Origin of the sequence: Agromyces binzhouensis (assembly GCF_042672355.1) — a bacterium.
Lineage (GTDB): Bacteria > Actinomycetota > Actinomycetes > Actinomycetales > Microbacteriaceae > Agromyces > Agromyces binzhouensis.
Map to the genome: position 1 here is coordinate 318,101 of NZ_JBHXVJ010000005.1, position 26,527 is coordinate 344,627.

The 26,527-nt window shown below is 71.6% G+C and carries 30 protein-coding genes, 1 tRNA gene and 1 rRNA gene; 3 read left to right on the forward strand and 29 right to left on the reverse strand.

Translation table 11 applies throughout. The features are described from left to right. Window positions 1-44: 44 nt before the first annotated feature. The 10 genes from ACFVHK_RS11070 to ACFVHK_RS11115 all read right to left on the reverse strand — a co-directional run bounded on the left by ACFVHK_RS11070 (window position 45) and on the right by ACFVHK_RS11115 (window position 6,382). The gene (locus ACFVHK_RS11070; RefSeq protein WP_376928855.1) at window positions 45-587 is read right to left on the reverse strand and encodes a hypothetical protein; all 543 of its coding nucleotides are present in this window, start codon (window positions 585-587) and stop codon (window positions 45-47) included. A gap of 58 nt (window positions 588-645) precedes the next feature. Then, the gene (locus ACFVHK_RS11075) at window positions 646-837 is read right to left on the reverse strand and encodes an NUDIX hydrolase (protein WP_376928856.1); all 192 of its coding nucleotides are present in this window, start codon (window positions 835-837) and stop codon (window positions 646-648) included. A gap of 24 nt (window positions 838-861) precedes the next feature. After that, window positions 862-1,380, reverse strand: a complete 519-nt coding sequence (locus tag ACFVHK_RS11080; protein ID WP_376928886.1) for a RidA family protein — start codon at window positions 1,378-1,380, stop codon at window positions 862-864. 29 nt (window positions 1,381-1,409) lie between these two features. Next, window positions 1,410-2,252: an alpha/beta fold hydrolase gene (locus ACFVHK_RS11085; protein ID WP_376928857.1), complete on the reverse strand. Its 843-nt coding sequence runs from the start codon at window positions 2,250-2,252 to the stop codon at window positions 1,410-1,412. A 108-nt stretch (window positions 2,253-2,360) separates the two neighbouring features. Next, on the reverse strand, window positions 2,361-3,566 hold the full coding sequence (locus ACFVHK_RS11090; protein WP_376928858.1) for an MFS transporter: 1,206 nt from the start codon (window positions 3,564-3,566) through the stop codon (window positions 2,361-2,363). Between the two features lie 32 nt (window positions 3,567-3,598). Further along, window positions 3,599-3,955: a DUF1330 domain-containing protein gene (locus ACFVHK_RS11095; protein ID WP_376928859.1), complete on the reverse strand. Its 357-nt coding sequence runs from the start codon at window positions 3,953-3,955 to the stop codon at window positions 3,599-3,601. A 298-nt stretch (window positions 3,956-4,253) separates the two neighbouring features. Next, on the reverse strand, window positions 4,254-4,820 hold the full coding sequence (locus ACFVHK_RS11100; protein ID WP_376928860.1) for a TetR/AcrR family transcriptional regulator: 567 nt from the start codon (window positions 4,818-4,820) through the stop codon (window positions 4,254-4,256). 225 nt (window positions 4,821-5,045) lie between these two features. Then, window positions 5,046-5,119 (reverse strand) — tRNA-Pro (locus tag ACFVHK_RS11105). A gap of 133 nt (window positions 5,120-5,252) precedes the next feature. Continuing rightward, complete coding sequence (locus ACFVHK_RS11110) at window positions 5,253-5,909, reverse strand: hypothetical protein (RefSeq protein WP_376928861.1); 657 nt, start codon at window positions 5,907-5,909, stop codon at window positions 5,253-5,255. Further along, entirely contained in the window at window positions 5,906-6,382 is a 477-nt protein-coding gene (locus tag ACFVHK_RS11115) for a MarR family winged helix-turn-helix transcriptional regulator (protein ID WP_376928862.1), read from the reverse strand. The genes ACFVHK_RS11110 and ACFVHK_RS11115 overlap by 4 nt, the downstream gene beginning before the upstream one ends. Window positions 6,383-6,483: 101 nt before the next feature. Between ACFVHK_RS11115 and ACFVHK_RS11120 the strand changes: the two genes are divergently transcribed. Continuing rightward, the gene (locus ACFVHK_RS11120) at window positions 6,484-6,996 is read left to right on the forward strand and encodes a nitroreductase family deazaflavin-dependent oxidoreductase (RefSeq protein WP_129235927.1); all 513 of its coding nucleotides are present in this window, start codon (window positions 6,484-6,486) and stop codon (window positions 6,994-6,996) included. 10 nt (window positions 6,997-7,006) lie between these two features. Next, window positions 7,007-7,654, forward strand: a complete 648-nt coding sequence (locus tag ACFVHK_RS11125; RefSeq protein WP_376928863.1) for a GNAT family N-acetyltransferase — start codon at window positions 7,007-7,009, stop codon at window positions 7,652-7,654. 60 nt (window positions 7,655-7,714) lie between these two features. On the opposite strand, the gene ACFVHK_RS11130 is transcribed toward ACFVHK_RS11125, so the two are convergent. Continuing rightward, a complete protein-coding gene (locus ACFVHK_RS11130) occupies window positions 7,715-8,695 on the reverse strand; it encodes a CHAD domain-containing protein (RefSeq protein ID WP_376928864.1) in 981 nt (326 codons plus the stop codon). 85 nt (window positions 8,696-8,780) lie between these two features. Between ACFVHK_RS11130 and ACFVHK_RS11135 the strand changes: the two genes are divergently transcribed. Beyond that, window positions 8,781-9,578, forward strand: coding sequence for a YqjF family protein (locus ACFVHK_RS11135; protein WP_376928865.1), 798 nt, complete (start codon window positions 8,781-8,783; stop codon window positions 9,576-9,578). Here ACFVHK_RS11135 and ACFVHK_RS11140 read toward each other — a convergent pair. The 18 genes from ACFVHK_RS11140 to rrf form a co-directional block, all read right to left on the reverse strand. Continuing rightward, entirely contained in the window at window positions 9,550-9,786 is a 237-nt protein-coding gene (locus tag ACFVHK_RS11140) for a DUF167 domain-containing protein (RefSeq protein ID WP_376928866.1), read from the reverse strand. The two genes, ACFVHK_RS11135 and ACFVHK_RS11140, sit on opposite strands and share 29 nt — an antisense overlap. A gap of 46 nt (window positions 9,787-9,832) precedes the next feature. After that, complete coding sequence (der, locus tag ACFVHK_RS11145; RefSeq protein WP_376928867.1) at window positions 9,833-11,344, reverse strand: ribosome biogenesis GTPase Der; 1,512 nt, start codon at window positions 11,342-11,344, stop codon at window positions 9,833-9,835. Window positions 11,345-11,394: 50 nt separating this feature from the next. Next, window positions 11,395-12,090, reverse strand: a complete 696-nt coding sequence (gene cmk / locus ACFVHK_RS11150; RefSeq protein ID WP_376928868.1) for a (d)CMP kinase — start codon at window positions 12,088-12,090, stop codon at window positions 11,395-11,397. Then, window positions 12,087-13,169, reverse strand: coding sequence for a prephenate dehydrogenase (locus tag ACFVHK_RS11155; RefSeq protein ID WP_376928869.1), 1,083 nt, complete (start codon window positions 13,167-13,169; stop codon window positions 12,087-12,089). The genes cmk and ACFVHK_RS11155 overlap by 4 nt, the downstream gene beginning before the upstream one ends. Continuing rightward, entirely contained in the window at window positions 13,170-13,967 is a 798-nt protein-coding gene (locus ACFVHK_RS11160; RefSeq protein ID WP_376928870.1) for a pseudouridine synthase, read from the reverse strand. After that, window positions 13,954-14,664 (reverse strand): SMC-Scp complex subunit ScpB, encoded by a 711-nt coding sequence (gene scpB, locus ACFVHK_RS11165; protein ID WP_376928871.1) that lies wholly within the window; start codon window positions 14,662-14,664, stop codon window positions 13,954-13,956. Before scpB ends, ACFVHK_RS11160 begins: the two co-directional genes overlap by 14 nt. Beyond that, window positions 14,654-15,550: a segregation and condensation protein A gene (locus ACFVHK_RS11170; protein WP_376928872.1), complete on the reverse strand. Its 897-nt coding sequence runs from the start codon at window positions 15,548-15,550 to the stop codon at window positions 14,654-14,656. Before ACFVHK_RS11170 ends, scpB begins: the two co-directional genes overlap by 11 nt. Continuing rightward, window positions 15,534-16,421: a ParA family protein gene (locus ACFVHK_RS11175; RefSeq protein ID WP_376928873.1), complete on the reverse strand. Its 888-nt coding sequence runs from the start codon at window positions 16,419-16,421 to the stop codon at window positions 15,534-15,536. Before ACFVHK_RS11175 ends, ACFVHK_RS11170 begins: the two co-directional genes overlap by 17 nt. Before the next feature lie 45 nt (window positions 16,422-16,466). Continuing rightward, entirely contained in the window at window positions 16,467-17,372 is a 906-nt protein-coding gene (xerD, locus tag ACFVHK_RS11180; protein WP_376928874.1) for a site-specific tyrosine recombinase XerD, read from the reverse strand. Then, entirely contained in the window at window positions 17,369-18,043 is a 675-nt protein-coding gene (locus tag ACFVHK_RS11185) for an NUDIX domain-containing protein (RefSeq protein WP_376928875.1), read from the reverse strand. Before ACFVHK_RS11185 ends, xerD begins: the two co-directional genes overlap by 4 nt. Before the next feature lies 1 nt (window position 18,044). Then, window positions 18,045-19,739: a CTP synthase gene (locus ACFVHK_RS11190; protein ID WP_376928887.1), complete on the reverse strand. Its 1,695-nt coding sequence runs from the start codon at window positions 19,737-19,739 to the stop codon at window positions 18,045-18,047. 148 nt (window positions 19,740-19,887) lie between these two features. Then, a complete protein-coding gene (recN, locus tag ACFVHK_RS11195) occupies window positions 19,888-21,585 on the reverse strand; it encodes a DNA repair protein RecN (RefSeq protein WP_376928876.1) in 1,698 nt (565 codons plus the stop codon). Next, window positions 21,578-22,534 (reverse strand): NAD kinase, encoded by a 957-nt coding sequence (locus tag ACFVHK_RS11200; protein WP_129235291.1) that lies wholly within the window; start codon window positions 22,532-22,534, stop codon window positions 21,578-21,580. The genes recN and ACFVHK_RS11200 overlap by 8 nt, the downstream gene beginning before the upstream one ends. Next, complete coding sequence (locus ACFVHK_RS11205; protein ID WP_376928877.1) at window positions 22,489-23,298, reverse strand: TlyA family RNA methyltransferase; 810 nt, start codon at window positions 23,296-23,298, stop codon at window positions 22,489-22,491. Before ACFVHK_RS11205 ends, ACFVHK_RS11200 begins: the two co-directional genes overlap by 46 nt. 3 nt (window positions 23,299-23,301) lie before the next feature. Further along, a complete protein-coding gene (locus ACFVHK_RS11210) occupies window positions 23,302-23,490 on the reverse strand; it encodes a hypothetical protein (protein ID WP_376928878.1) in 189 nt (62 codons plus the stop codon). 87 nt (window positions 23,491-23,577) lie between these two features. Further along, on the reverse strand, window positions 23,578-24,609 hold the full coding sequence (locus ACFVHK_RS11215; protein ID WP_129235288.1) for an HAD-IIA family hydrolase: 1,032 nt from the start codon (window positions 24,607-24,609) through the stop codon (window positions 23,578-23,580). Further along, window positions 24,606-25,550 carry a hypothetical protein gene (locus ACFVHK_RS11220; protein ID WP_376928879.1) on the reverse strand — a complete coding sequence of 315 codons (945 nt, stop codon included), beginning with the start codon at window positions 25,548-25,550 and terminating at the stop codon, window positions 24,606-24,608. Before ACFVHK_RS11220 ends, ACFVHK_RS11215 begins: the two co-directional genes overlap by 4 nt. 883 nt (window positions 25,551-26,433) lie before the next feature. Continuing rightward, a 5S ribosomal RNA gene (rrf, locus tag ACFVHK_RS11225) occupies window positions 26,434-26,527 on the reverse strand; the annotation flags it as partial.

The following is a 26,527-nucleotide window of genomic DNA, read 5'->3' on the forward strand; positions in this document are numbered from 1 at the left end:
CGGTCGTAACGAGCCGGAAACAGGGCGTCTGGGATCCCGGGCGCTCAGAGCCATGCTGCGAACGTGTTGATCATGTCCGCCTGCGTCCACGACGGCACCACGTGCCCACCGTCGTGGTAGTCCACGGTCACCTGTGTGGCCACGGGCCGCGCAGTGTCGGCGAGGGCGAGACCGTGGCTCGCCGGCGGAAGGATCGTATCGGCCGCCGAGACGACGATCTTCATTCGCGTTCCGGTCCATGACGACTGCGGGAGTCGAGCCGGGTTGGCCGCCTGCACCGTGGCGAGGTCGTTGCCGTACGGCGGCCCGATCCGCACGGGGTCGCGCTGGTAGAGGTCCTCCATGTCGTACGCCGCGTTCGCGAGGTACATGCCGCGGGCCGTCGGGACCGGGCGATTGCCGTAGACGTAGGTCATGAGCGCCCCGCCGCCGGAGTCGGCGCGCAGGAAGCTGGCTCCGACCCGCCAGATGGCGCTCATGTAGCTGCTGGCGTTCTTCTGGCGGGTGATCGCCGTCTGCGACGTCCACTGGTCGCCTCCGTAGTTCGGGCAGATGCAGACCGCGCCACGGTCGACGGCCTCCGCCACCGTGCTCGCGGCGGTTCGGGCAGCCGTGGACGACGCCGGTCGCGTACGCGTACCCCGCCTACGCCGCGTGACCCACGACCGGCCGCGACCGCACCTCGCGAGCCGCCGCATCCGCGAACGACTCCCCCGGCTCGAGGCGCCCGCCGGGAACCGACCACCGGCCGCGCTGCGGCGCCGCCCCGCGCCTGACGAGCAGCACCCGCCCGTCGTCGTCGGTGATCACCGCCCCCGCGGCCGGCACGACGTCCATGGCCTCACGATAGGCGCCCGCGCATCAGCCCAGACCGTCCTCGGGCTGCTGGGGGCGGAGTTCGATCACGAGCTCGACCTCGACGGGTGCGCCGAGTGGCAAGGCGGCGACTCCGATCGCGGAACGAGCGTGGACCCCCTCGAGGCCGAAGACGTCCCCGAGGAGTTGCGACGCACCGTCGATGACCGTGGACTGGCCTGTGAAGTCGGGTCTCGAAGCGACGTAACCGACCACCTTGATGATCCTTCGGAGGTCGCGGCCCCCCGCGGCGGCGACGGCGGCCGCCAGTGCGTTCATCGCGCACTGCGCCGCCATCTCCTGCGCGTCTTCGACGCTGACGTTGTCGCCGACGTGGCCGGTGGACGGGATCGCCCCGCCGACGAAGGGGAGTTGTCCGGATGTGTGGACGACGTCCCCCGACCTGACCGCGGGCCGGTATGCGGCGACGTCCTCGGGGGCAACGGGCAGGGTGCGCCCGAGTTGTTCGAGGCGGGTGCGCCAGTGCGTGTCGACAGCGAACTGGGTTTCGGATGGATCGACCATGTCTTCGTCTCGCTTCGATTCCGTGCCGACTACGCCATGGCGAAGTCGAGCAACGCCGCCGTGGCCTCGGTGGAGTGCGTCCACAGCAGGCCGTGCGGCGCTCCGTCGACCTCGATGTAGCGGGCCTCGGGCAACGACTCGTGGAAGCGGCGCCCTGTCGAATCGATCGGCAGGATGCGGTCGTGGGTTCCGTGCACGATGAGTACGGGCTTGCCGGAAGATCGCACGACGGCGACGTCCTCGCGGAAGTCCTCGAGCCAGCTCGGAACGACGGCATATGCGGCGATCGGCGCGGACGCGATCGCGACCTGCCAGCCGGCGTCGGCGACCTCCTGGGTGATGCGCGAGCCGAGGTTCTCGTCCAGGTTGTAGAAGTCGTTGTAGAACTGTCGGTACCACGCATAGCGGTTGGTGCTGGCGGCTTCCGCGATTCCGGTGAAGACCGCCTGTGGAACTCCGGCCGGGTTGTCCTCGGTCTGCAGGAGGAACGGCTCGAGCGAAGAGATGAAGGCGAACTTCGCGACTCGATCGTGGCCGTGATTCTTCGCGTATCGCGCGAGTTCCCCGGTTCCCATTGAGAATCCCACCAGGATGGTCTCGCTGAGATCCAGGTGCTCCAGGAGCGCGTCGAGGTCAGCCGCGAACGTGTCGTAGTCGTAGCCCGATGCGACCTTGCTGGATTGTCCGAATCCACGGCGATCGTAGGTGATGACGCGATAGCCGGCGTCGAGCAGCGCCTTGGTCTGGAGCTCCCACGAGTGCCCGTCGAGCGGATACCCGTGGATGAGCACGACGGGCTGTCCGGAGCCCTGGTCTTCGTAGTAGATCTCGATGTCGGTCGTGTTCTGGCGACCGACGGTCACGTACGTCATGTCGATGTCCTTTCGATTCGTGATGGTGAGACCAGCGGTCTCGGTGGATCCGGGTGACGGGTGCCATCCGTGAGTTCTCCGGAAACGGACGCGAGCGAACGCCCTGGGTCATGCAGACGTTCGTGCTCGGAGCGCAGACGCCAGCGCAGCGATCAGGACGACCGTTCCGCCGTACAGGAGCGTGGTCGTATCGAGTGTGAGGATCGGCACCAGGAGACCTGCGATCACGGCGGGAAGGCCGAACGAGAGATACGAGACGACGTACAGCGATGCGAATGTCCCGGCCCGATCGCGAGCGTCGACGACAGCAGCGATCGAGCGCAGCACGCCGGTGAACGATGCGCCGAAGCCCGCCCCGGCGACGAAGATGGCGGACAGGTAGATCGGAAGCGATTGGATGACGAGCGCCGCCAGCGTGACGGCGGTGCCGGCGGCGAGGAGACTCGTGCCGAGGATGGTCGCCGTACGGGGGGCGCTGCGCCGGGTGAGGAGCGCTGAGACGGCGGCCGCCGCCGCGAGCAGACCGACGACCAACCCCTGCCCGACGTGGCCGGTCACCCCGAAATGCCCCTGGACGATACTCGCCCCCAGTGAAAGGATGAGTCCTCCGTTCGCCCATCCGGCGACCAGTGCCGGAACTCCTGCGAGCAGCAGCGTCCGTATCGGCGGCGGAACCGAGAGCCGAGGACGGAGCGATCGCGTCCACCCGATGGCACGGGGAGAGGTCTCGGGCGCGACCCAAGCCAGACCGGCGAGCGCGACATACCCGATCCCGAGGGCGCCGAAGACGACGGCGAGCGCGTCCGGGGTGATGTCGAGCGCTGCGCCGCCGACGAACGCGCCCAACGCCAGGCCGACCAGCGGGGAGACCGCGATCCACGTCGCTCCGACACCCGGCCGTTCCTGCGGTCCGAGCTCGGCGACGGCCGCGGACAGCGAGGACAGCAGGAGGCCGCTGGCCATCCCCTGCAGTGCGCGCGCCAGGAGCAGTGTGCCCGCGGACTCTGCATTCCAGAACACCAGAACGCTGATCGCCAGGAGCACGAAGCCGGCACTGACGATCGGACGGCGGCCGAAGTGGTCGGAGAGCGATCCCACCGTCAGCAGCGCCGCCAGTAGGACGAGCGCGTATATCGCGAACACTGCTGTGATGGCGACAGGGGTCAGCCCCAGTGCGGCTTGCAGTGAGGGATAGAAGGGCGAGGGCGCGCTTGCTCCCACCATCATCGCGACCATGCCGGCGATCGCGATGCCGAACCCCGAGTGTCGCCGGATCTCGAGCCCTCGGGCCGGGGGTGCACCTTGCTTCTTCACTTCGACGCCACCCAGTTGCACAATCCGTCGTCTCAGCCCTGTGAGGAGGCGATGAGGGTCCGAACCTCGCCGGCGAAGCCGGCGACCGTGAACCCCTGAGGCAGCGAGTCGATGAGCACCAGGTCGGAGATCGCGTTGTTGATCCGCAGCGGGAGGATCTCCTGATACTCGGGAGACTCGTACCACGCGCGGGCAGCGTCGCGATCCGGGAATTCCATCAGGACGACCGACCCCGGCCACGCACCTTCGACGGCGTCGGGGTCGCCCTGCGCGAGCCACTTCCCTCCATAGGGGGCGACGGTCGCTTCGACCTGCTCGAGGTAGCGCAGTCCATACTCGTTCGGCACGCCGCCAGGGATGCGGAGATGGTTGATCAGGTAGGTGGACATCATCGATTCCCTTCGTTAGATGATGTCCCTAATATAACGACCACGGCTGGCCGCGGCAACTTAAATTATGGCCATACTCTAAAAGTCTCGCTCGCAGGCATCGTGAGGAGCGCCGCCGCACGTCCCGGAATCGAACCGTGTGGGCGGTGCCCGCCGCGACTGGTGGGTCCCCTCGTCCGCGTCAGATCTGCGGTTCAGCCATCCGCTCGCCCGATCCGTCTTCTCTCCGCCGCGTCGACTGGGGCGCGGCGCCAGGTGCATCGAGTTGCGTGCCGCGTCCGCAGCGTTCGGGTCGGGCTCAGGATGCGAGCGCGTCCCGGGCCACGGAGAGGAACTCCTCCGAGATCGAGTCTCCTCGGGTCGCACGCGCGAGAGTGAGCCCGCCGACCAGCATGATCAGCTGCTCGAGAGCACGCTGCCTGGCGTTCGGGGCATCATCACCGTTCTCGAGGTGCGCGATGGTGTTCTTGAGGCCGTCAAGGTATGCCGCGCCCAATGGCGAGTCCGCCGCGCGTGCCGCGTCGGTGGCGAGCGCGGTGTTGGCGCATCCGGCTCCGGGCGAGTCGCGATGCTCGAGGGAGAGGTAGCTGTCGAACAGGCGACCGCGGGCGGCCTTCGGGTCTTCGTCGTTCTCGAGACCGTCGAGGAGCCCCAGGATCTCGCCGAATGCATCGGTGGTCGCAGCGCCCAGGAGATCATCCTTCGAGCGGAAGTGCTTGTAGAAGCCGCCATGAGTGAGACCGGCGGCGGCCATGGCGTCCTGCACGCTGACACCCGTTGCGCCACGCTCGCGGAGGAGACGCGATGCAGCGGAGATGACTTCAGTACGATGTCGAGCCGCGTCTGCCTGAGATGACTTGCTCACCGAAGTTCCTCTATCCCTGCGGTCGCTCTCGGACCGCCGTCTTTTAGATTACGCGTGAACTCCAAAGACATCAAGGCCCTCGGGCTCGCCGTCGAGAAGCCCCCGGAGCGCGAGAACTCCGACGCCACCTGTTCGGCGAACCGCGCGCGCAACGTCAGTCGTCCGCATCGGAAACGCGAGAGGCCCGGAACTCGCGCTTTTCGCGTCGTTCCGGGCCTCGTACGGTCGGGCTGACAGGATTTGAACCTGCGACCCCTTGACCCCCAGTCAAGTGCGCTACCAAGCTGCGCCACAGCCCGATGCCCTCAGCGTCTCCGTCGAAGGCAACTCGACCATCATAGCGGCATCCGAAGGGGTGCTCGTGCACACGGCGAGGCGCTGCGGACCGCGGCGGCCGCGCGAGCGAGGCCCGCCCGCGAACCCGACGGAGCCTCAGATGTGACGCCGCACCGCGGCCATGAATCCGTCCACGTCGTCGACCCAGATCCGCACCTCGTCGACGACCTGCTCGCCGCCCTTCGGCGCCGTTCCGGGCAGCCGCACGAGCGTCGGCCGCTCGAGCTCGATCGCCACGGCGGTCTCGTGCTGCATCCGGAGCGACAGCGTGCGCGCGCCATCCGTCTCGGTGACCTTCGGCGTCTTGGGCTCGTCGACGTGCTTGACGCGCGCGACGGACGCGATGTCGTCCCAGGTGAGCAGCACGTCGGTCTCGAGTCCCTCGCGCACGCGGATGCCCTCGGGCCCGACGGTGTGCGGTCGCATGAGGTAGGCGGCGAGGAGCCCGATCATCCACGTGAGGCCCCAGATGCCGGCGATGAGCACGATGATGCGGACGACCGGCCAGCGGTGCACGATGAGGTCGAGGATGGGGATCTCGACGGCCGACAGCACGATGAAGATCCAGAGGATCGTGATCACGGGCGCGTGGTAGCCGAAGCCGGTCGCGCCGGGCGCGATCGCCGGCCGCCGGGCGATGAGCCGGCCGATGCTCGCGTAGATGCGCAGCTCGAGCCTCAGCGCCCGTCGGGCGACGCCTCCGATGCGGTGGGCGACGGATGCCGCGGGTGCGCGATCGACGTCGACGCTCATCGCTCGACTCCCGCGCGGGCGGCGGCACGGCCGGCCTCCGCGGTCTCGACGAGGTCGCGAAGCCGGTCGGCGACCGCTCCGACCCCGCGGAGGAACGCATCGCGGTCGGCGGGGGCGACGACGCCGAGCAGCGCGTCGGAGAGCTCGGCGTGGTCGCGCTGCATCTCGTGCATGAGCTCGGCGGCGGATGGCGTGAGCGTGACGAGCACGGCGCGCCGGTCGTCGGGGTGCGGCTCGCGTCGGACGTATCCGGATGCCTCGAGCGCGTCGACCAGGCCGGTGACGTTGCGAGGGCTCACCTCGAGCCGGGTCGCGAGCGCATGCTGCGTCGAGGGGCCCGTGTGCACGAGGTCCCAGAGCACGCGCGTCCGCGCGGGAGTGAGCGACGTGCCCGCGAATTCGCGGGCGAGATCGCGCTGGAAGAGGTCGCTGATCTCGAGGAGTCGGTCGAGGACGGTGACGGGAGCATCCATACCGTGATGGTACTTCACTATCACCTCGCTGCACGATCGGTTCGCGGCCCGCCGCTGCGGGACATCCGGATCGCCCGGCCGACCGCGCCTAGTGTGGCCGTATGGCGATGAAGAAGCCCGGACCCCTGCTCGCCTGGTTCTACCACGCACCCTCCGCGCTCTACCGCGCTCGCCTCGGCTGGCTCATGGGCGGCCGGTTCCTGATGCTCACCGCGGTCGGCCGCACGAGCGGGATCGCACGTCGCACGGTGCTCGAGGTGGTCGAGCGCGGCGCCGGCTCCACGCCGAGCGCTCCCCCGACGCTCTGGGTCGTCGCCAGTCGCGGACCGAAGACGGACTGGTACCGCAACGCGCTCGCGCACCCCGACGTGCGGGTCGACTGGCGGTCCCAGCGGTTCGCGGCGCGCGCGGTCGACCTCGACGAGGAGGCGCGCACGGACCTCCTCGCCGACTACCAGCGGCACCACCCGCGGGCCGCCGCGATGCTCGGGAAGGCGGCGCTCGGCGAGGCGTTCACGGCGGATCCGGACGACCTCCGCGCCCTCGCGCAGGATCTCCGCGCGCTGCGCCTCGAGCCGAGCCGGGCGTCGACGGATGTCGCCGGCACGCGTTAGCGTCGCGTGCATGATCGACGCCGATCCACCTGCCGAAGCCGCCGACGCCACTCCCGACGACGAGGGCGGAGCGACGCTTCGCGTGGTCAGCGCGACGTCGGTGCCGTTCGCCGACGTCGAGGCCGTGTTCGGCACGCGCGGCGACCCGGCGACCTGTTGGTGCCAGTGGTACAAGCTCCGGGGCGCCGAGTGGGAGTCGGCGAGCCGTGAGGAGCTCCGGGAGCGGTTGCACGAACAGCTCGCAGCGCCCGGCACCGGCCCGGGCATCATCGCCTACGACGGCGAGACCCCGGTCGGCTGGTGCGCGGTCGAGCCCCGCAGCGGCCTCGAGCGACTCCGGCACAGCCCGGTCGCGTCGGCCTCCCCCGACGCCGACTTCGATGACGCCTCCATCTGGGCGGTCACCTGCTTCGTGGTGCCTCGGGCGTTCCGGCGTCGGGGCGTCGGGCGCGCGCTCGCGGCCGCAGCCGTGGCGACCGCGCGCGAGCACGACGCGACCGTCCTCGAGGCGTACGCGGTCGACCCGGCCGCGCGCACGAAGCCGCCCGCGGCCGACCTCTTCCCCGGCACCGTCTCGATGTTCGAGGCCGCCGGGTTCAGCGAGGTGGCGCGACCCAAGCCGCACCGGGTGGTCATGCAGCACCCGCTCCGCGACTGATCACCGCGGCTGGGCGCCACAGCTGGGCACCACGGCTGACCGCGCCGGTCTCCGCCGACTTCAGCGAGGTCGGTGCGCGTGCCACGCCGTCGCCGCCTTCCGCAGCGTCGCGGCCACGGCCGGCAGCTCGGCCAGGTGCGCGGCGGCGCGGGCGTCGGCGTCGTCCCCGAGGCGATGCAGCACCTCGGCGGGCTCCCCCGTGTGCGCCGCATGCGCGGCCGCGCGCCGCACGTGCTCGGCGAAGAGCAGTTCGTCGCGGTGGTCGCCGAGCACGTCGTGGATGTCGTCGCCCGCATCCGCGAGATCCGCAGCGCGGTCGCCGAACAGCTCCACGGGCGGCCTGCAGACCGCCTCGGCCGCGTAGCGCAGGCGACGGCTCGCCTTGCGGAGGTCGTGCAACTCGTCGAGCGTCGGATCCTCCGGGAGCCGCCGGGCGCGCTTCGCGGCCCGGCCGGCCTCACGGTCGAGCAGCCTCGCGAGCTCGGCGGCCGCCTCGCGGCCCGCCCTCTCGCTGAACGGCGGCTCCGCGAGGACGCGGTCGAGTTCCTCGATGCGGTGGGCCGCCCGAGGCAGCGCCTGCCGCTCGACGAACCTCGCGTGCGCGCGATCGTGCGCGGTCCGCTCGTCGTCGACCAGGACGGCGCGCACGCGCTCCCGCTCGGCGTCTGACGCGAACCGACCCGCCTCGTCGGCGTCGGCGATGGCCGCCTCGGCGACCTGCACGCGCACCTCGAGGTCGCGCACCGTGCCGAGCTCCCGGCCGAGTTCGCGGAGCCGCCGTCGCAGCTCCGTCGCGACCGCCTCGTCGAACACGGCACCGTACGCCCCGAGCACGCTCCGCAGCCTGCGCACGTTCGTGCGGAGCTGGTGCAGCGCGTCGGGCTCGTCGCCCAGCGCACGCGGCAGGAACTCGTGGAACCGGTCGCGCACGGCGATGAGCGCCGCGACCACCGCCATGCCGGCATCGGCGTCGGCGTCGGCGTCGGCGCCGGCATCGGCGCGGCGCTCCGCCCGCCCCGGATCGCCGTGTGCTGGCTCCACTCGACCATCGTCCGGCGGGCCGCAGTGCCGCGTCAACCGCGCGAGGCCCTTCCGGCGGCACCGCTCCGCGCGCGAGGATGGCATCGTGCAGGGACTGCCGATCGAGAGCCCGCCGCTGCCCGGCCGCATCGTCGTCGAGCAACGCTGGCGCGACCTCGTCTTCCTGCACTGGCGCACCGATCCCGCGCGTGTCGCGCCGTATCTGCCCGCGGGGACCCGACCGGACGTCCTCGACGGCGTGACCTGGGTCGGCCTCATCCCGTTCGTGCTCGCCGACACGCGTTTCCCGCCACTGCCGACGATGCACCGCCTCGGGACCTTCGTCGAGGTGAACGTGCGCCTCTACTCGGTGGACCGCGACGGCCGGCGCGGCGTGGTCTTCCGGACGCTGGAGGCGGGCCGGCTGCTCCCGGTCATCGCCGCGCGACTCGCGTTCGGCCTCCCCTACCACTGGGCGAGTTCACGCGTCGTGCACCGGATCGACGCCTCGGGCCACGAGCTCGACTTCCGGAGCCGGCGCCGAGGGCCCGGCGGTCCGTCGACCCGCATCCGCGCGCGGCTCGGCGAACCCGTGGCCGCTGACGCGCCCGATGCGGCGCTCGCGCGGTTCCTCACCGCGCGGTGGGGCTTCCACGAGCAGCACCTCGGACGCACCGTCTGGGCGCGGAACGCGCACGATCCGTGGCCCCTCTCGCGAGCCGAGCTCCTCGAACTCGACGACGAGCTCCTCGCGGCCACCGGCTTCGGCGACCTCGCGGAACGCCCACCCGACTCGGTGCTGGCCTCGACAGGCGTGGCGACGGCGTTCAGCCGACCTCAGGCGATCGAGGCGCAGGCGTGGCGCCTCCAGCCGGTCACACGCCGTCGACCCGCACCCGCTTGATCCGCGCGGCGTGCCCGCGAACGATCTCGACGTCGCCCCTGCGCACCCCGTAGTGCGCGGCGAGCGCCGCGACGACGCCCGCGTTGGCGGCTCCGTCGACGGCGCGCTCGCGCACGTGCACGGTGACGGATGCCGCGGGGTCGTCCGGCGTCGGCACGACGAGCGGCCCCCGACGGCTGCCCGGCTTCACGCGCACGGTCAGCTCCATCGCGCTCGCGTTCGTCGGGACATCCGCTCGGCAGGTCGTCAGGCGGCTACGCCCGCTGGCGCTTCTCGCGCACGCGCATGTTCGTCACGATGGGCGTGCCCACGAAGCCGTAGATCTCGCGCAGGCGCCGCTGGATGAACCGGCGGTAGCCGGGGTCGAGGAACCCGGTCGTGAACAGCACGAACGTCGGCGGACGCGTCGAGGCCTGGGTGCCGAACAGGATGCGCGGCTGCTTGCCGCCCCGCAGCGGGTGCGGGTGGGCCTGGACGAGCTCGGTGAGGAACGCGTTGAACTTGCCGGTGGGGATGCGGGTGTCCCACGACTCGAGCGCGGTCTCCAGGGCGGGAACGAGCTTCTCGAGGTGACGACCGGTCTTCGCGGAGATGTTCACGCGCGGCGCCCACTGCACGTGGTGCAGGTCCTGCTCGATCTCGCGCTCGAGGTAGCGACGACGGTCGTCGTCCAGGAGGTCCCACTTGTTGTACGCGAGGACGAGTGCGCGACCCGACTCGAGCACGAGGTCGATGATGCGGACGTCCTGCTCGGAGATCGGCTGGGAGACGTCGAGCAGCACGACCGCGACCTCGGCCTTCTCGAGCGCGGCCTGCGTGCGCAGCGACGCGTAGAAGTCGGCGCCCTGCTGCAGGTGCACGCGGCGCCGGATGCCGGCCGTGTCGACGAACCGCCAGACCTTGCCGCCGAGTTCGATCTGCTCGTCGACGGGGTCCCGCGTGGTGCCGGCGAGGTCGTTGACGACGACGCGCTCCTCGCGGGCGGCCTTGTTCAGCAGGCTCGACTTGCCGACGTTCGGTCGGCCGAGGATCGCGACCCGGCGAGGACCGCCGAACTCGTCCTTCGCGACGGCCGAGACCTGCGGGAGGACCTTGAACACCTCTTCGAGCATGTCGGCGACCCCGCGCCCGTGCAGCGCGGAGACCGGGTACGGCTCGCCGAGGCCGAGGTTCCAGAGCGCGGCGGCCTCGGGCTCCTGGCGGGCGTCGTCGACCTTGTTCGCGACGAGGAAGACGGGCTTCTTCGTCTTGCGGAGGAGCCGGACGACGTGCTCGTCGGTAGCGGTCGCGCCCACGGTCGCGTCCACCACGAACAGCACCACGTCGGAGAGGTCGATCGCGACCTCGGCCTGTGCGGCGACGGACGCGTCGATGCCCCTCGCATCGGGCTCCCAGCCGCCCGTGTCGACGAGCGTGAAGCGGCGGTCGAGCCACTCGCCCTTGTACGACACGCGGTCGCGGGTCACGCCCGGCGTGTCCTCGACGACGGCCTCGCGGCGGCCGAGGATGCGGTTGACGAGCGCCGACTTGCCCACGTTGGGGCGGCCGACGATGGCGATGACCGGCAGCGCCGGGAGGTAGCGGATGCCCTCCTCGCCCTCCTCGGAGAGCTCGAGCAGGTCGAGGTCCTCGTCCTCCAGGTCGTAGTCGTCGAGGCCCGACCGGAGGGCGGCGGCGCGCTGCTCGGCGAGCTCCTCGTCGACGCCGGCGAGGCGCTCGGCGAGGTCGTCCTCGGGGGCGTCGAACTCGTCGTCGCGATCGGTCATTCCAACTCCTGGGTGTCTCGGGGTCGCGCGCGAGCGCACAACCTGTCTATTCAACCAGTTCGAACCTGAGCGTCCCGGATGACGGCGAGCACCGCCTCCACGGTCTCGTCGAAGTCGAGGTCCGTCGAGTCGACGGTGACGACGCCGTCCGCGGCGTTCATGAAGTCGACGACCTTCGAGTCCGCCTCGTCGCGCGCGCGCAACTGCTGGCCGGTCGTCGCAGCCGAGTGGCCGACGAGCTCCGCCGAGCGACGCGCCATCCGCACCTCCTCCGAGGCGGTGAGCAGGATGCGCGCCGGGGCGTCCGGCGCGACGACGGTGGTGATGTCCCGTCCCTCGACGACGATCCCGCCGCGCCGCTCGCCGGCCATGATCACGCGGAACAGCTCGATGAGGTGGGCGCGCACCTCGGCGACCCGGGCGACCTGGCTCACGACACCCGAGATCCCGGGCTCGCGGATCGCCTGCGTGACGTCGGTCGAGCCGACGTGCACGGTGTAGCCGGTCGGGTCGGTGCCGATGCGGTAGTCGAACGAGTCGAGGCACGAGACGACGGATGCCGCGTCGGCCGTGTCGACGCCGCAGGCGACCGCGTGCCACGCGAGCGCCCGGTAGGCGGCGCCCGTGTCGAGGAAGCCCCAGCCGAGGCGTCGGGCGGCCTCCTTGGAGACGCTCGACTTGCCGCTGCCGGCGGGACCGTCGACGGCGACGACGACGGGGTGGACGGGATCGTGCTGCATGGTCATCCTGCGATCCGCCAGCCGCGTTCGGCCAGCTCTGTGGTCAGTCGATCGGCCGCCTCGGGGACGACCTGCACCTCGGCGAGGCCGACCTGGCGGCCCGGCGAGTGCTCGAGGCGGAGGTCTTCGAGGTTCACGCCGATCTCGCCGATCTCGGCGAGGAGCCGGGCGAGCTGGCCCGGCCGGTCGTCGATCATCACGACGATCGTCGTGAAGCGCTTGTCGGTGCCGTGCTTGCCGGGCAGGCGCGCGACGCCCGTGTTGCCGCCCGTGAGCTCCTCGGCGACGCGGCGACGCGCACCGGGCGCGGCGGGGTCGGCGAGCGCCTCGATGAAGCGGTCGAGGTCGTCACGGTACGCGAGGAGGATGTCGCGCACCGGCGAGGCGTTCGCTCCGAGGATCTGCACCCACAGGTCGGGGTCGCTCGCCGCGACCCGGGTCACGTCGCGAACGCCCTGGCCGGCGAGCCCCAGCGCCGCGTTCGGGGCGTCGAGGAACCTCCGCGCCATGATGCTCGAGACGACCTGCGGCACGTGCGAGATGAGCGCGACGCCCGCGTCGTGCTCCTCGGGCGTCATCTCGACGAGCGTCGCCCCGAGGTCGAGGATGAGGTCGTCGATCGCGCTGGCACGGCGGTAGCTGATCTCGTCGTGCGCGGCGACCACCCACGGGCGACCCGCGAACAGGTCGGCCCGGGCGGCGAGGGGTCCCCCGCGCTCGCGGCCGGCGAGCGGGTGCGAGCCGATGTAGCGCGACACGTCGGCGCCGACGGCCTCGAGCTCCGCGAGGATGCCGGCCTTGACGCTCGCGACATCCGTCACGATCGCCTCGGGGAATGCGGCGAGCTCCGCCGCGACGACGGATGCCGTGACATCCGGCGGCACCGCCACCACGATGAGCTGCGGCGCGTCGTCGGCCTTCGCGGGTCGTCCGGCGCCCAGGTCGACGGCGATCGCGACGTGCGTCGGCGAGGCGTCGGCGAGGATCACGTCGATGCCGCGCGTCCGGAGCCCGAGCGCCACGCTCGTGCCGAGCAGGCCGGCGCCGACGACGCGCACCGGTCCGATGAGCCGTGACTCGACCACCTACCCGTTCCCCTTCCGCTCGGCGTCCGCCGCGCGCACGATGGTGAGCAGCTGGCCGAGTTCGACTCTAGTCAACTCGCGCACCGCGCCCGACTTCAGCGTGCCGAGGTGCAGGGGGCCGAACTGCCGGCGCACGAGCTCGACGACGGGGTGGCCGACGGCGTCGAGCATGCGACGCACGATCCGGTTCCGCCCGGAGTGCAGGGTGACCTCGACCATGGTGTGACGCTGGTCGCCCTGCGCCTGGAGGATCTTGGCACGGTCGGCGCGGATCGGACCGTCGTCGAGGTCGACGCCGCGCTTCAGCCGCTGCAGCGTCTGCGGGGTCATCCGGCCGGCCACCTTCGCGATGTACGTCTTCTCGACGCCGAACGACGGGTGTGCGAGCACGTGCGCGAGATCGCCGTCGTTGGTGAGCAGCAGCAGCCCGCTGGTGTCGCCGTCGAGGCGCCCGACGTTGAACACGCGAACGTCGAGCGAGTCCGTGAAGCGTCGCAGGTCGGGCCGCCCCTGCTCGTCGCGCATCGTCGAGACGACCCCGCGCGGCTTGTTGAGCATGAAGTACCGCTTCTCCTGGTCGAGCTGCACCGCGACGCCGTCCACGGACACCTTGTCGGCGAGCGGATCGATGCGGGTGCCGAGCTCGGTCACGACCCGCCCGTTCACCTCGATGCGACCCTCGACGATCAGGTTCTCCACGACGCGTCGGCTCGCGACGCCGGCCGCGGCGAGCGCCTTCTGCAGCCGGACCCCCTCGGGTGCGGCACCCGGGTCTCCCGGCCGGTCAGACGAGGTCACGGTCGAATCCCTCCTGGCCGCCGTCGAGCAGCGGCGAGATCGGCGGCAGGTCGTCGAGCGACGCGATGCCGAGGTTCGTGAGCAGCAGCTCGGTCGTGCCGTACAGGATCGCGCCCGTCTCCTCGTCGGTGTCGACCTCGGCGATGAGTCCGCGACCGTACAGCGTGCGGACGACGGAGTCGACGTTGACGGCGCGGATCGACGCGATCGAGGATCGCGAGATCGGCTGCTTGTAGGCGATGACCGCGAGTGTCTCGAGCGCGGCCTGCGACAGCTTCGTCGAGGTCTGCGCGAGCACCGCGTCGGTGATGAGCGCGTCGTACTCGGAGCGCGCGTAGAAGCGCCAGCCGCCGCCGACCTCGCGGAGTTCGAAAGCGCGACGGATGCCTCCGGCCGCGGGCCGCTCCCCCGCGTCGGTCCGCGGCTCGCCCGACGGCGCCCCGCCGTCGTAGTCCGCGACGAGGCGCGCGATCGACGCCTTCACCTCGGCGATGGGACGTGCGACGGCCGCGGCGAGGTGCACGATGCCCTGCGGCTCGTCGGCGATGAACAGCAGCGCCTCGATCGCGCGGTCGAGGTCGAGGCGAGGCTGGCCGGGGACGTCGAGCGGGGTCGCGACCGAGACCTCCGGTCGGTCGTCCGTCACGCCATCGGTCGCGCCGTCCGTCGGCGTCGCGCCATCCGTCTCACTCGTCATAGTCGGCTCCCAGGCTGTCCAGTCGGTCGTCTGACCAGGTGTCGTTCGCGGCCCATCGCAGCGTGAGCTCGCCCAGCGGTTCGAGCTGCTCGAAGCCGATCGCATCGTTGCGGTAGAGCTCGAGCACCGCGAGGAACCGGGCGACGACGACGCCCGGCCGGTCGACGCCCGCGATCAGTCGGCGGAACGTGACCGCCCCGCCGCGCCGGAGCACGGCGACGACGTGCGCGGCCTGCTCGCGGATCGACACGAGCGGCGCATGGAGGTGGTCGAGGCCGACGGTCGGCAGTTCGCGCGGTGTGAGCGCCAGCGTGGCGAGGGCGGCGAAGTCGGCGGGACCGAGCGTCCAGCGCAGTTCGGGCGTCCGCTGGCGGAACCGTTCCTCCAGCTTGACCGTCCGCGCGTGCCGCCGCGACTCGACCTCGATCCGGCCGCCGAACCAGCGCGCCGCCTCCTTGAACGCCCGGTACTGCAGCAGGCGAGCGAAGAGCAGGTCGCGCGCCTCGAGCAGGGCGACGTCCTCCGCATCGACGAGCTCCCCCTGCGGCAGCAGCCCCGCGACCTTGAGATCGAGCAGCGTGGCCGCGACGACCAGGAACTCGCTCGCGCGGTCGAGGTCCTCATCGGTCTCGATGCGGCGGAGGTACGCGATGAACTCGTCGGTGACCGCGGAGAGCGACACCTCGGTGATGTCGAGCTCGTGCTTGGCGATGAGCGAGAGGAGCAGGTCGAAGGGACCCTCGAAGTTGGACAGCGCGACGCGGAACTCCGGCTCGGTGCCGGCGTCGGTGTCGGTCGCGCCGGCATCGCGTGCTGCGGGCGCCTCGTCCGTCCCGCCCGCCTGGCCGACCGCCTCCGCCGCGCTGGGTTCAGGCGACCGCGCCACGGTCGACCAGCTCCCTCGCGAGCTGACGGTATGCCCGCGCAGCGGGGTGCTCGGGCGCGAATTCCGTGATCGGCGTCGCGGCGACCGTGGCATCCGGGAACTTCACGGTGCGCGTGATCACGGTCTCGAGCACCTTCTCGTCGAACGCGTCGACGACGCGCTCGAGCACCTCGCGCGAGTGCAGCGTTCGTGCGTCGTACATGGTCGCGAGGATGCCGTCGAGCGTGATGGCGGGGTTGAGCCGGTCGCGCACCTTGTCGATCGTCTCGATGAGCAGCGCGACCCCGCGCAGCGCGAAGTACTCGCACTCGAGCGGGATGACCACGCCGTGGCTCGCCGTGAGGGCGTTCACGGTGAGCAGGCCGAGCGAGGGCTGGCAGTCGATCAGGATCACGTCGTAGTCGGCCGACACCTTGCGGAGCACGCCCGCGAGGATCTGCTCGCGCGCGACCTCGGTCACGAGGTGCACCTCGGCCGCGGAGAGGTCGATGTTGGCCGGCATCACGTCGAGCCCCTCGACGCCGGTGCGCTGGATCGCGTCGGCCGGCGCCACACTGCGGCTGAGCAACAGGTCGTAGACCGTCGGGACGTCGTGCGTCTGCACGCCGAGGCCCGCCGAGAGCGCACCCTGCGGGTCGAAGTCGACCGCGAGCACGCGGCGGCCGTACTCGGCGAGCGCCGCGCCGAGGTTGATCGTCGTCGTGGTCTTGCCGACGCCGCCCTTCTGGTTGCAGAGCGCGATGATCCGGGCCGGCCCGTGCGATCGGATCGGCGCGGGTTCCGGGAACTCGCGAGCGGGGCGGCCGGTGGGACCCAGGTCCGACGACTCCAGCGTGGCGGTGCCGTCCGCCGGGTCGTGTTCGTAGGTCACGGTGCGGCTCTCTCTCCCCGTCGATTCCGGAATGCTTGGTCGATTCTAACGAGCGCGAGGGTGGGCGACCGTGTACATCTCCCGGAGTGTATCGGCCGTGACCAGCGTGTAGATCTGGGTCGTGGACACGGAGGCGTGCCCGAGGAGCTCCTGGACGACGCGCACGTCCGCACCTCCCGCGAGCAGGTGGGTCGCGAACGAGTGGCGCAGCGTGTGCGGCGAGACGGATGCCTCGACCCCGGCACGCTCCGCCGCATCCCGCAGCACCTGCCAGACGGCCTGTCGCGACAACCGCCTGCCGCGGGCGCCGAGGAAGAGGGCGGGGGTCGCACTCCCCCGCTTCGAGAGCACGGGGCGGGAGCGCACGAGGTAGGCGTCGAGCGCGGCCCTCGCGTAGCTGCCGACGGGGACGATGCGCTCGGTGCCCCCCTTGCCGAAGAGTCGCACGACCTCCTCGTCGACGAGGTCGTCGACGTTGAGGGCGGTGGCCTCGGAGACGCGCGCGCCCGTCGCGTAGAGCAGCTCGAGCAGCGCGACGTCCCGCAGCGCGGTGACCTCGTCGCCGACGCGCGCGGCCTCGATGATCGCGGCGACCTGTTCGACCGGGATCGCCTTCGGCAGCCGCATCGGCAGCTTCGGCGGGCGGAGGTCCTTGGCGGGGTCGGTCGGCGTGCGCGCCTCCTCGGCGAGGAAGCGGTGCAGGCCGCGCACCGCGGAGAGCACCCGCGCGATCGACGAGACCGCGAGGGTCGGTCGCCGCTCGGAGCCGAGGTAGCGGACGAAGGCCGACAGGTCGGCCTCGACGGCGGCCTCCGGTCCGGCGATGCCCGCGGCCTCCAGCCAGTCGGTGTAGATCGCGAGGTCGCGACGGTACGAGGCGAGGCTGTTGCGCGCGAGTCCTCGCTCCACCGTGAGGTGGCGCAGGTAGTCGTCGACCGCGCGCGAGCTCACCCGGCGGCCGGCCTGTGGTTCGGGTGCGCGGACCACGGTGCGTCGGCGGGTCCGAGCGTCGCCCAGCCCCGGGCACGCGCGGCCGCGGCCGCGAGCACGCCGACGGTGAACGAGGGGTTGCCGACCCGACGTGCGAGCACGGCGTCGACGCAGTCGTCGAGCCCGACCCACCGCACCTCCATGTCGGCCTCCTCGTCCTCGCGAGCGTGCGCCTCGGGTGCCGCCGCGAGGCCTCGTGCCAGGAAGATGCGGATGGCCTCGTCGCTGCCCCCGGGCGTCGTGAAGTAGTCGGCGAGCACGGCCCAGTCGGATGCCACGAGGTCCGCCTCCTCGGCCAGTTCGCGCCTGGCCGCCTCGAGCGGCGGTTCCTGCGCTCTGTCGAGCAGGCCCGCCGGGATCTCCCATTCGCGCGCACGGACCGGCTGGCGGTACTGCTTGATGAGCAGGACGCGGTCCTCGTCATCGAGCGCGAGGATCGCGACGGCACCGGGGTGCGCCACGTACTCGCGGACGATCCTGGCCGTGTCCGGGCCGTACTCGAGCGTGTCGCGTCGCACGTCCCAGATCCGGCCCTCGAACACGGTCTCGCGGTGCAGGACCGGCAGGTCGACCCACTCGTCGACGGGCAGGTCGGCGGTCGGTTCCACCGTCCCGCCGACCTCGCGCGTCATGTCAGGCGTCCTCGACGTCGTCGAACAGCAGGCTCGCCTGCCGGCGCTCGAGCGCCGCACCCACGAGGCCGCGGAAGAGCGGGTGCGCATCGTTCGGACGGCTGCGGAGCTCGGGATGCGCCTGCGTGGCCACGTAGAACGGGTGCACGTCGCGCGGCAGCTCGACGAACTCGACGAGGTGCCGGCTCGGCGACATGCCGGAGAAGACCATGCCGGCCTCGGCGATGCGGTCGCGGTACGCGTTGTTCACCTCGTAGCGGTGACGGTGCCGCTCGGACACCTCGGTCGCACCGTAGAGCTCGGCGACGATCGAGCCCGCGTCGAGCGCCGCCGGGTACAGGCCCAGTCGCATGGTGCCGCCGAGGTCGCCGCCTGCGATGATCTCGACCTGCTCCTCCATGGTCGCGATGACCGGGAACTCGGTGTCGGGGTCGAACTCGCTCGAGGATGCGCCGGGGAGCCCCGCGACGTTGCGCGAGTACTCGATGACCATGCACTGCAGGCCGAGGCAGAGGCCGAGCGTCGGGATGCCGTTCTCGCGCGCGAAGTGCAGCGCGCCGAGCTTGCCCTCGATGCCGCGCACGCCGAAGCCGCCGGGCACGCAGATCCCGTCGAGGTGCGACAGCTTCTCCTTCGCCCCCTCGGGCGTGCGGCACTCGTCGGACGGGATCCATTCGACGTTGACCTTGGTGTCGTTCGCGAACCCGCCTGCACGGAGCGCCTCGGTGACCGACAGGTAGGCATCGGGCAGGTCGATGTACTTTCCGACGAGCCCGATGGTGACCTCGTGCGCCGGGTCGTGGACCACGCGGAGCAGGTCGGCCCACGCCGACCAGTCGACGTCGGCGGCCTTGTCGTCGAGACCGAGCGCTTCGATGAGGTAGGCGTCGAGGCCCTGCTCGTGGAGCATCGTTGGGATGTCGTAGATGGATGGCACGTCGACCGCGTTGACCACGGCCGCCTCGTCGACGTCGCACATGAGCGCGATCTTTCGCTTGTTCGACTCGGTGACGGGCCGGTCGCTGCGCAGCACGAGCGCATCGGGCTGGATGCCGATCGAGCGCAGCGCGGCGACGGAGTGCTGCGTCGGCTTCGTCTTCTGCTCCCCCGACGCGCCCATGAACGGCACGAGCGAGACATGCACGAAGAACACGTTCTTGCGGCCGAGCTCGTGTCGCACCTGACGGGCCGACTCGATGAAGGGCTGCGACTCGATGTCGCCCACCGTGCCGCCGATCTCGGTGATGATCACGTCGGGCTTCGGCGTCTCGGTCGCCTGGAGGCGCATACGGCGCTTGATCTCGTCGGTGATGTGCGGGATCACCTGGACCGTGTCGCCGAGGTACTCGCCGCGTCGTTCCTTGGCGATGACGGTCGAGTAGATCTGCCCGGTCGTGACGTTGGCCGCCTGCGACAGGTCGATGTCGAGGAATCGCTCGTAGTGACCGATGTCGAGATCGGTCTCGGCACCGTCGTCGGTCACGAAAACCTCGCCGTGCTGGAACGGGTTCATGGTGCCCGGATCGACGTTGAGGTAGGGGTCGAGCTTCTGCATCACCACCCGCAAGCCCCGCGCCGTGAGCAGGTTGCCGAGGCTTGCCGCCGTCAGGCCCTTGCCCAAAGAAGAAACGACACCACCGGTCACGAAGATGTGCTTGGTCGTGTCGTTCGAATTGTCTGCGCCGCGATCATCCACCACGGGCTTGTAGTCTATCCGACTCGAGGCTGGGAATGGACCGAACCTTCGCCGAACCGCGCCGGCGGATGCCTCGTCGCCCGAGATCGCAGGAGAACCGCCCGACGATCACGGCCGGAGATCCGCGATCCTCCGGGCGTGTCGCCGGTCAGGCCGCGTCGGCGTCGGCGATCTCGAGGAGCTCGCGCGCATGCGCGAGCCCGGACGCGGAGTCGGCCAGTCCTGAGAGCAGTCGTGCCATCTCGGCCTCGCGCTCGGCGCCCTCGAGCTGCCGGACGCTCGACGCGGTCACGCGACCGTCGGTGCCCTTCACGACGCTGAGGTGGTTCGACGCGAACGCGGCGACCTGGGCGAGGTGGGTGACGACGATGACCTGCGAGCGCTCGGCGAGGCGGGCGAGGCGGCGGCCGATCTCGATCGCTGCGGCACCGCCCACACCCGCGTCGACCTCGTCGAACACGAACGTCGGCACGGGATCGGCTCCGGCGATGACGACCTCGATCGCGAGCATCACGCGGGAGAGCTCTCCGCCCGATGCGCCCTTGGCGACGGGCCGCGGCTCGGTGCCGGGGTGGGGGCGCAGGAGGATCGAGACCTGGTCGCGGCCGTGCGAGGTGGGCTCGGCGAGGGGCTCGACGGTGACGGTGAGCTCGGCGTCGGGCATGGCGAGCGCGCCGAGCTCCGCGGTGACCTCGGCGGCGAGGCGGGATGCGGCGTCCGCGCGCAGCGCGCTGATCCGGTCGGCGAGCTCGTCGACCTCGGCCGCGCGGTGCTCGACGTCTCGCTCCAACGCCTCGATCCGGTCGTCGTCGCCGTCGAGCTCGACGAGGCGGAGCCCGCCGCCGTGCCGGAAGGCGATCGCCTCGTCGAGCGTGCCGTGCCGGCGCGCGAGGTTCGCGAGGATCGCGCGACGCTCCTGCACCGCCTCGAGCTCGGCTGCGCCGTCGGCGTCGAGGCCGGCGAGGTACCCCGAGAGCTCGGTCGCGGCATCCGCGAGTGCGAAGCCGGCGCTCGCGACGGCTTCGGCGATCGGCGCGAGGGCCGGGTCGTGTGCGACCACCCGGTCGACGTGGCGGCGCGCCGACTCGACGAGGGTGATGGCGTCCGGCGTGTCGTCGCCCGCGACCTCGGCCGAGATGAGCTCTCGTGCCTGGGCCGCGGCGAGCCGCAGGTCTTCGAGGTTCGTGAGGCGCTCGGCACGTTCCTGCAGCGCGTCGTCCTCGCCGGGCTGCGGGTCGGCGGTCTCGAGCTCGTCGAGTGCGAGCCGGAGCTCCTCCGCCTCGCGCAGCCGCTCATCGTGATGCTCGCGGAGGGAGCGGAGCTCGTCGGCTCCGGCGCGCCAGGCACGATACGCGTCGCGGTACGCCGAATGCACGCCGGCGAGCTCGGGCCCGGCGAACCGGTCGAGCGCCTCGCGCTGCGCGGTCGCCGAGCGGAGTCGTTGCTGGTCGGCCTGGCCGTGCACCACGACGAGGTGGTCCGCCAGGTCGGCGAGCACGCCGACCGGGGCGCTCCGGCCGCCGACGATCGCGCGGCTGCGCCCTTCCGCGGAGACGGAGCGGCCGAGGAGCAGCTCGCCCGCGTCGATCTCGCCGCCGGCGTCGGCGACGCGCTCGGCGACGGCCTCGGGGTCGGTGAGCAGCCAGCGCCCCTCGACCCACGCCTGCTTCGCGCCCGAGCGGACCGTGCCCGCGTCGGAGCGCGCGCCGAGCAGGAGCCCGAGCGCGGTGACGACCATGGTCTTGCCCGCGCCGGTCTCGCCCGTGACGGCCGTGAAGCCGGGACCGAGCGGCAGCGTCGCCTCGGCGATCACGCCGAGATCGCGGATTCCGAGTTCCTCAATCACCGGCGACCGGCCCCCTCCATCCCGTGACGGGAAGCTGGAACTTGTTCACCAGACGATCGGTGAACGGCGCCTGGTGGAGTCGTGCGAGACGCACGGGCACCGGTGATCGGCGGACGATGACGCGCGCACCGGGCGGCAGCTCGAACATCCGTCGGCCGTCGCACCAGATCACCGCGGTCGCCTCGGCGCGCTGGAGCACCTCGACCGCGAGCGACGAGTCCGGGCCGACGACGAGCGGACGCGCGAACAACGCGTGCGCGCTGAGCGGCACGAGCAGCAGCGCCTCGACCGCGGGCCAGACGACCGGGCCGCCGGCCGAGAAGGAATAGGCCGTCGATCCGGTCGGCGTCGACATCACCACGCCGTCGCACCCGAACGAGGACAACGGGCGGCGGTCGACCTCGATGACCACCTCGAGCATGCGTTCGCGCTCGGCCTTCTCGACGGTCGCCTCATTCAGCGCCCAGCCCTCGTACACCACCTCTTCGCCGACCTTCGCTCGCACGGAGAGCGTCATGCGCTCCTCGACCGTGTAGTCGCGCGCGAGTGCGCGGCCGACGGTGTAGCCGAGGTCGTCGCGCTCGCTCTCGGCGAGGAAGCCCACGTGGCCGAGGTTGACCCCGAGCAGCGGGACCGGGTGGTCGCGGGTGAGTTCCGCCGCGCGGAGGATCGTGCCGTCGCCGCCGAGCACGATGACGAGCTCGATGTGCTTCGGCGAGACCTCCTCGAACCGCTTGACCACGCCCTCGAGTTCGGGCAGCGCGGTCATGACGTCGTGCCACTGCTCCGCGGCCACGACGGGCACCGCTCCGGCTGCAGCCAACTGCCCGCACACGTCTGCGGTCGCTTCGAGGGCCGACGACCGCCCGGTGTGGGAGACCACGAGGAAGTTCCGCGCATCGCTCACGCCGTGACGCCTCCCGTCGCTGCTCGGACCTGACTGGACCATTCTGACGGATCAGCGCCCCGCGTCGGGCTGAGCAGGACCAGGACCTCGCGGTTGCCGTGCGTTCCCGCGATCGGGGAGGACAGGACGCCCGCCGTGCGCAACCCCAGGTCGTGCGCGGCCCACAGCACGTTCGCGACCGCGTCGCCGCGCGCGGCGGGATCGCGCACGACGCCCTCGCGCGTGCCGCTGCGCCCGACCTCGAACTGCGGCTTGACGAGCAGCACGAACTCGGCGCCGGGCGCCGCCGTGGCGTGCAGCGCGGGCAGCACGGTCGTGAGCGAGATGAACGACAGGTCGGCCGTGACGAGGGAGGGCCGCTCGTCGACGTCGGTGAGGCGCTCGAGCGTCGCCGCGTCGAGGTGACGGACGTTGCAGCCCTCCACCAGCACCAGGCCGGGGAGGCCGTGCAGTTCCGGCGCGAGCTGGCCGTGCCCGACGTCGACCGCGAGCACCGTCGCGGCGCCCCGCTCGAGCAGCACTTGCGTGAACCCGCCCGTGGAGGCCCCCGCGTCGAGGACGACCCGCCCCGCAGGGTCCACGTCGAAGGCGTCGAGTGCCGCGATGAGCTTGTGCGCGGCACGACTGACGTAGTGGTCCGCCGCGGCCACCTCGATGACGGCGCCGTCGGCCACGCGATGCGCGGGCTTCGTGACGGGCTGCCCGTCGACACGCACCGCGCCGTCGGCGATGAGGGTGGCGGCGTGCGTGCGCGAGCGTGCGAGTCCTCGCGCCGCGAGCGCCGCATCGAGTCGCTGCGTCGACACCGATCAGCTCGTGGACCGAGCGGGATCGGATCGCTCGAGCTCGCGCCGGAGCTGCTCGGCCATCGCGTCGAACCCTGCGGCGCGCTCGTCCAGGGGTGACGCCTCGATCGACGAGAGCGCGTCGGCGGCCGCGACCGCGAGATCCTCCGATGCCTCCACCGGGTCGTCTGGGTCGAAGTCTCCTGTGCTCACGACTTCAACGCTACCGGGTGCCACCGTCGACGCGGCTCGGCCCACGCGCGCAGCACGCGCACGGCCCGGAGATCGGCCCCGCCCCGGTCAGCGGTAGAGCCGCTCCGGAACCTCGAGCGCATGGATGGCGGTCCCGCTCTCCCAGATCGCCGCGCAGGCGGCACGAAGCAGGTCGAGCGGATCGTCGCCGTCGCGCTCGATCACGACGCGACGTCCGTCGACCCGCACCTCCGCGCCGCGGACGCGCACGCCGCCGCGGCGACGTTCGACCTCCGGGTAGGGCTCGTGGAGTTGGCGGAGATCGGCGACGATGAAGTCCGGCCGGCTCGCGGCATCCGCTGCCAGCACCTGCTTCGCGCGGTCGATGCCCGTGAGCACGACGAGCGAGGCGATGCCGGCCCGGTTCGCGCCCCGGATGTCGGTGTCGAGGCGATCGCCGATCATGAGCGGACGCTCGGCGCCGAAGCGCTCGCGCGCCTCGTCGAAGATCGGGGTCTCGGGCTTGCCGGCGACCTCCGGGAACCGGCCGGCGGCGGTGTGCACCGCCGAGACCAGCGTGCCGTTCCCGGGCGCGATGCCGCGCTCGACCGGGATCGTCCAGTCCATGTTCGTCGCGATCCAGGGGATTCCGCCGGGCTCGCCGGGTCCGCCGTGCGCGTTGAGCGCGAACGCGGCCTCGGCGAGCTGCCGCCAGCCGACATCCGGGTGGAAGCCCTGCATGACCGCGTCGGGCGCGTCGTCCGCGGAGCGCGTCACCCGATAGCCGCCGCGTTCCAGCTCGGTGATGATGCCGTCCCCGCCGACGACGAGCACGAGCGAGCCGGGGGCGACGGATGCCGCGAGCAGCCGCATCGCGGCTTGCGGCGAGGTCACGACGTCGCGCGCCGCGGGCGACAGCCCGAGCGAGGTCAGGTGCGCCGCGACCTGCTCGTCGCTCCGCGAGGCGTTGTTGGTGATGTAGGCGACCGGGAGCGACTCGGCGACGGCGTTCAGGCTCTCGACCGCGTGCGGCACCGCGTGGGGCCCCGCGTAGACCACGCCGTCGAGGTCTGCGAAGACCGCGTCGACGCCGTCGAGCGGCGTCGACGCGGCGCGCCGGGAAGCGAAGAGCGGGCTCATCCGCGCTCGGCGTCCGAACCGTCGCCCCGCTCGTCATCGGGGTCCGCGGTCTCCGCGAGGATCGCCGCCACCTCGGGTTCGATCGCATCGGCGGGGTCGCCCTCGGCAGGGCCGTCGACGTCGGTCGCGGCCTCGGCGGCAGCGGCCTCGGGGGCAACGGCCTCGGCATCCACCTCGGCGGATCCGTCGGACTCGGGGTGCGCCTCGTCCGCATCGATGGCGACCGGCTCTTCCTCGACCTCGAGCTCGAAGACCTCGATGAAGTCGGGACGCACGCCTTCGAGTGCCGCCTCGGCACGTTCGGAGAGTGCGCGCCAGTGCGCGGCATCCGCGGAACGCCCGAGCTCCTCGAGGACCTCCGCGTAGGCGGCGAACAGGGCCGGGCTGTACGAGAACGCGCGATCAGGATCGAGCTGCGGCACCTCGAGCTCCGCGAGCGCCAGGTCGGGCTGGTCGAGATCGAGGCGGGCCCCCGACATCGCGATCGCGAGCGCGGCCTGCACCGCGGCGGGCAGCGTCGCACGGTCGACCGACCTGCCGACCTCGAGGGCCCGATCGGGCCGTCCGACGCCGCGCTCGCTGTCCACCATGAGCGCGATCTGGTCGTCGTTGCCCGAGATCCGCCGATAGGTCCGCAACTCCCGGAGTGCGAGCGCGAAGTCGCCGGTGGCGTAGGCGGTGATCGCGAGCGTCTCGCGAACGACTGCGACGCGGCCGGCACGGCGCGACGCCGACAGCGCGTGCCGGTGCGCGAGCACCGGGTCGTCCTCGAGCGCCTCGGATGCCGCGACGAGGTGCCGCGCGACCGCCTCCGCATTCTCCTTGGAGAGGGTCTTCAGCTCCGCACGGGCAGCCCGGTCGAGATCCTTCGGCGTGATGCGATCGGCGATCGGCGGATCGTCGTGCCGCGGACGCACGGCGAGCTCGGCCGCGCCGTGCACGGCCTGACGCGGGGCACGCTCGCGGTCGGACGGGCGCTGGGCGGGACGGCCTGCGACACGACCGCCGGAGCGATGCTCGCGCGACCCACCCGGCCGGTCGGACCGGCGCTCGTCGCGGCCCGGACGATCGTCCCGCGAACCGTACCGACGATCACCTGCGTCGCGCGGCCGGTATCCCCGCTCCCCACCGCGCTCGTCGCGCGACCCTGAGGAACGCGGCCCGCCACGGCGATCCGATGCACCGTACTTCCGCTCTCCGCCGCGGTCGTCACGCGAACCGTACGAACGCTGGCCCTGGCCGCCACGGTCATCCCGCGAACCGTACTTCCGCTCGCCACCACGATCATCACGGGAACCGGACGAACGCTGACCGCCGCGATCATCACGCGACCCGTACTTCCGCTCGCCACCACGATCATCACGAGACCCGGTCGAACGCTGGCCGCCACGGTCGTCACGGGAACCGTACGAACGCTGGCCGCCACGGTCGTCACGGGAACCGTACGAACGCTGACCGCCGCGATCATCACGCGAACCGTACTTCCGCTCGCCACCACGATCATCACGAGACCCGTACGAACGCTGGCCGCCACGGTCGTCACGGGAACCGGACGAATGCTGACCGCCGCGGCCGCCCTCCGGCCGGCGCGCTCCGGACCGGTCCCCCTGTCCCGAGCGGCCTCCGCGACGTTCGCCGTCTCCGTCCTTCCGGCGTTCGCCGGGGTCCTGCGTGGAATCGCTCACGGGTGCTTCCTGTCGTCCTGCCTGGGAGTCCTGTGGACTCAACCGTACTCTCGGGGTCGCTGCGCGACCCCGTTAACGAAGAATGGCCACCCGCCAACGCTCGCAATTGAACGCTGTGGGTGGCCACTCCTCAATGAATGTCCGGCGGTGTCCTACTCTCCCACAGGGTCGCCCCTGCAGTACCATCGGCGCTGCGAGTCTTAGCTTCCGGGTTCGGAATGTGTCCGGGCGTT

Excerpts from the sequence above, each read along its gene's own strand:
- ACFVHK_RS11215 (WP_129235288.1), bottom strand. The coding sequence starts at position 24,609 with ATGAGCCCGCTCTTCGCTTCCCGGCGCGCCGCGTCGACGCCGCTCGAC.
- ACFVHK_RS11095 (WP_376928859.1), bottom strand. The coding sequence starts at position 3,955 with ATGTCCACCTACCTGATCAACCATCTCCGCATCCCTGGCGGCGTGCCG.
- ACFVHK_RS11115 (WP_376928862.1), bottom strand. The coding sequence starts at position 6,382 with ATGGATGCTCCCGTCACCGTCCTCGACCGACTCCTCGAGATCAGCGAC.
- cmk (WP_376928868.1), bottom strand. The coding sequence starts at position 12,090 with ATGACCATGCAGCACGATCCCGTCCACCCCGTCGTCGTCGCCGTCGAC.
- ACFVHK_RS11185 (WP_376928875.1), bottom strand. The coding sequence starts at position 18,043 with ATGACGCGCGAGGTCGGCGGGACGGTGGAACCGACCGCCGACCTGCCC.
- ACFVHK_RS11120 (WP_129235927.1), top strand. The coding sequence starts at position 6,484 with ATGGCGATGAAGAAGCCCGGACCCCTGCTCGCCTGGTTCTACCACGCA.
- scpB (WP_376928871.1), bottom strand. The coding sequence starts at position 14,664 with ATGACGAGTGAGACGGATGGCGCGACGCCGACGGACGGCGCGACCGAT.
- ACFVHK_RS11200 (WP_129235291.1), bottom strand. The coding sequence starts at position 22,534 with ATGGTCCAGTCAGGTCCGAGCAGCGACGGGAGGCGTCACGGCGTGAGC.
- ACFVHK_RS11085 (WP_376928857.1), bottom strand. The coding sequence starts at position 2,252 with ATGACGTACGTGACCGTCGGTCGCCAGAACACGACCGACATCGAGATC.
- ACFVHK_RS11080 (WP_376928886.1), bottom strand. The coding sequence starts at position 1,380 with ATGGTCGATCCATCCGAAACCCAGTTCGCTGTCGACACGCACTGGCGC.
- ACFVHK_RS11110 (WP_376928861.1), bottom strand. The coding sequence starts at position 5,909 with ATGAGCGTCGACGTCGATCGCGCACCCGCGGCATCCGTCGCCCACCGC.
- ACFVHK_RS11075 (WP_376928856.1), bottom strand. The coding sequence starts at position 837 with ATGGACGTCGTGCCGGCCGCGGGGGCGGTGATCACCGACGACGACGGG.
- ACFVHK_RS11125 (WP_376928863.1), top strand. The coding sequence starts at position 7,007 with ATGATCGACGCCGATCCACCTGCCGAAGCCGCCGACGCCACTCCCGAC.
- der (WP_376928867.1), bottom strand. The coding sequence starts at position 11,344 with ATGACCGATCGCGACGACGAGTTCGACGCCCCCGAGGACGACCTCGCC.
- ACFVHK_RS11140 (WP_376928866.1), bottom strand. The coding sequence starts at position 9,786 with ATGGAGCTGACCGTGCGCGTGAAGCCGGGCAGCCGTCGGGGGCCGCTC.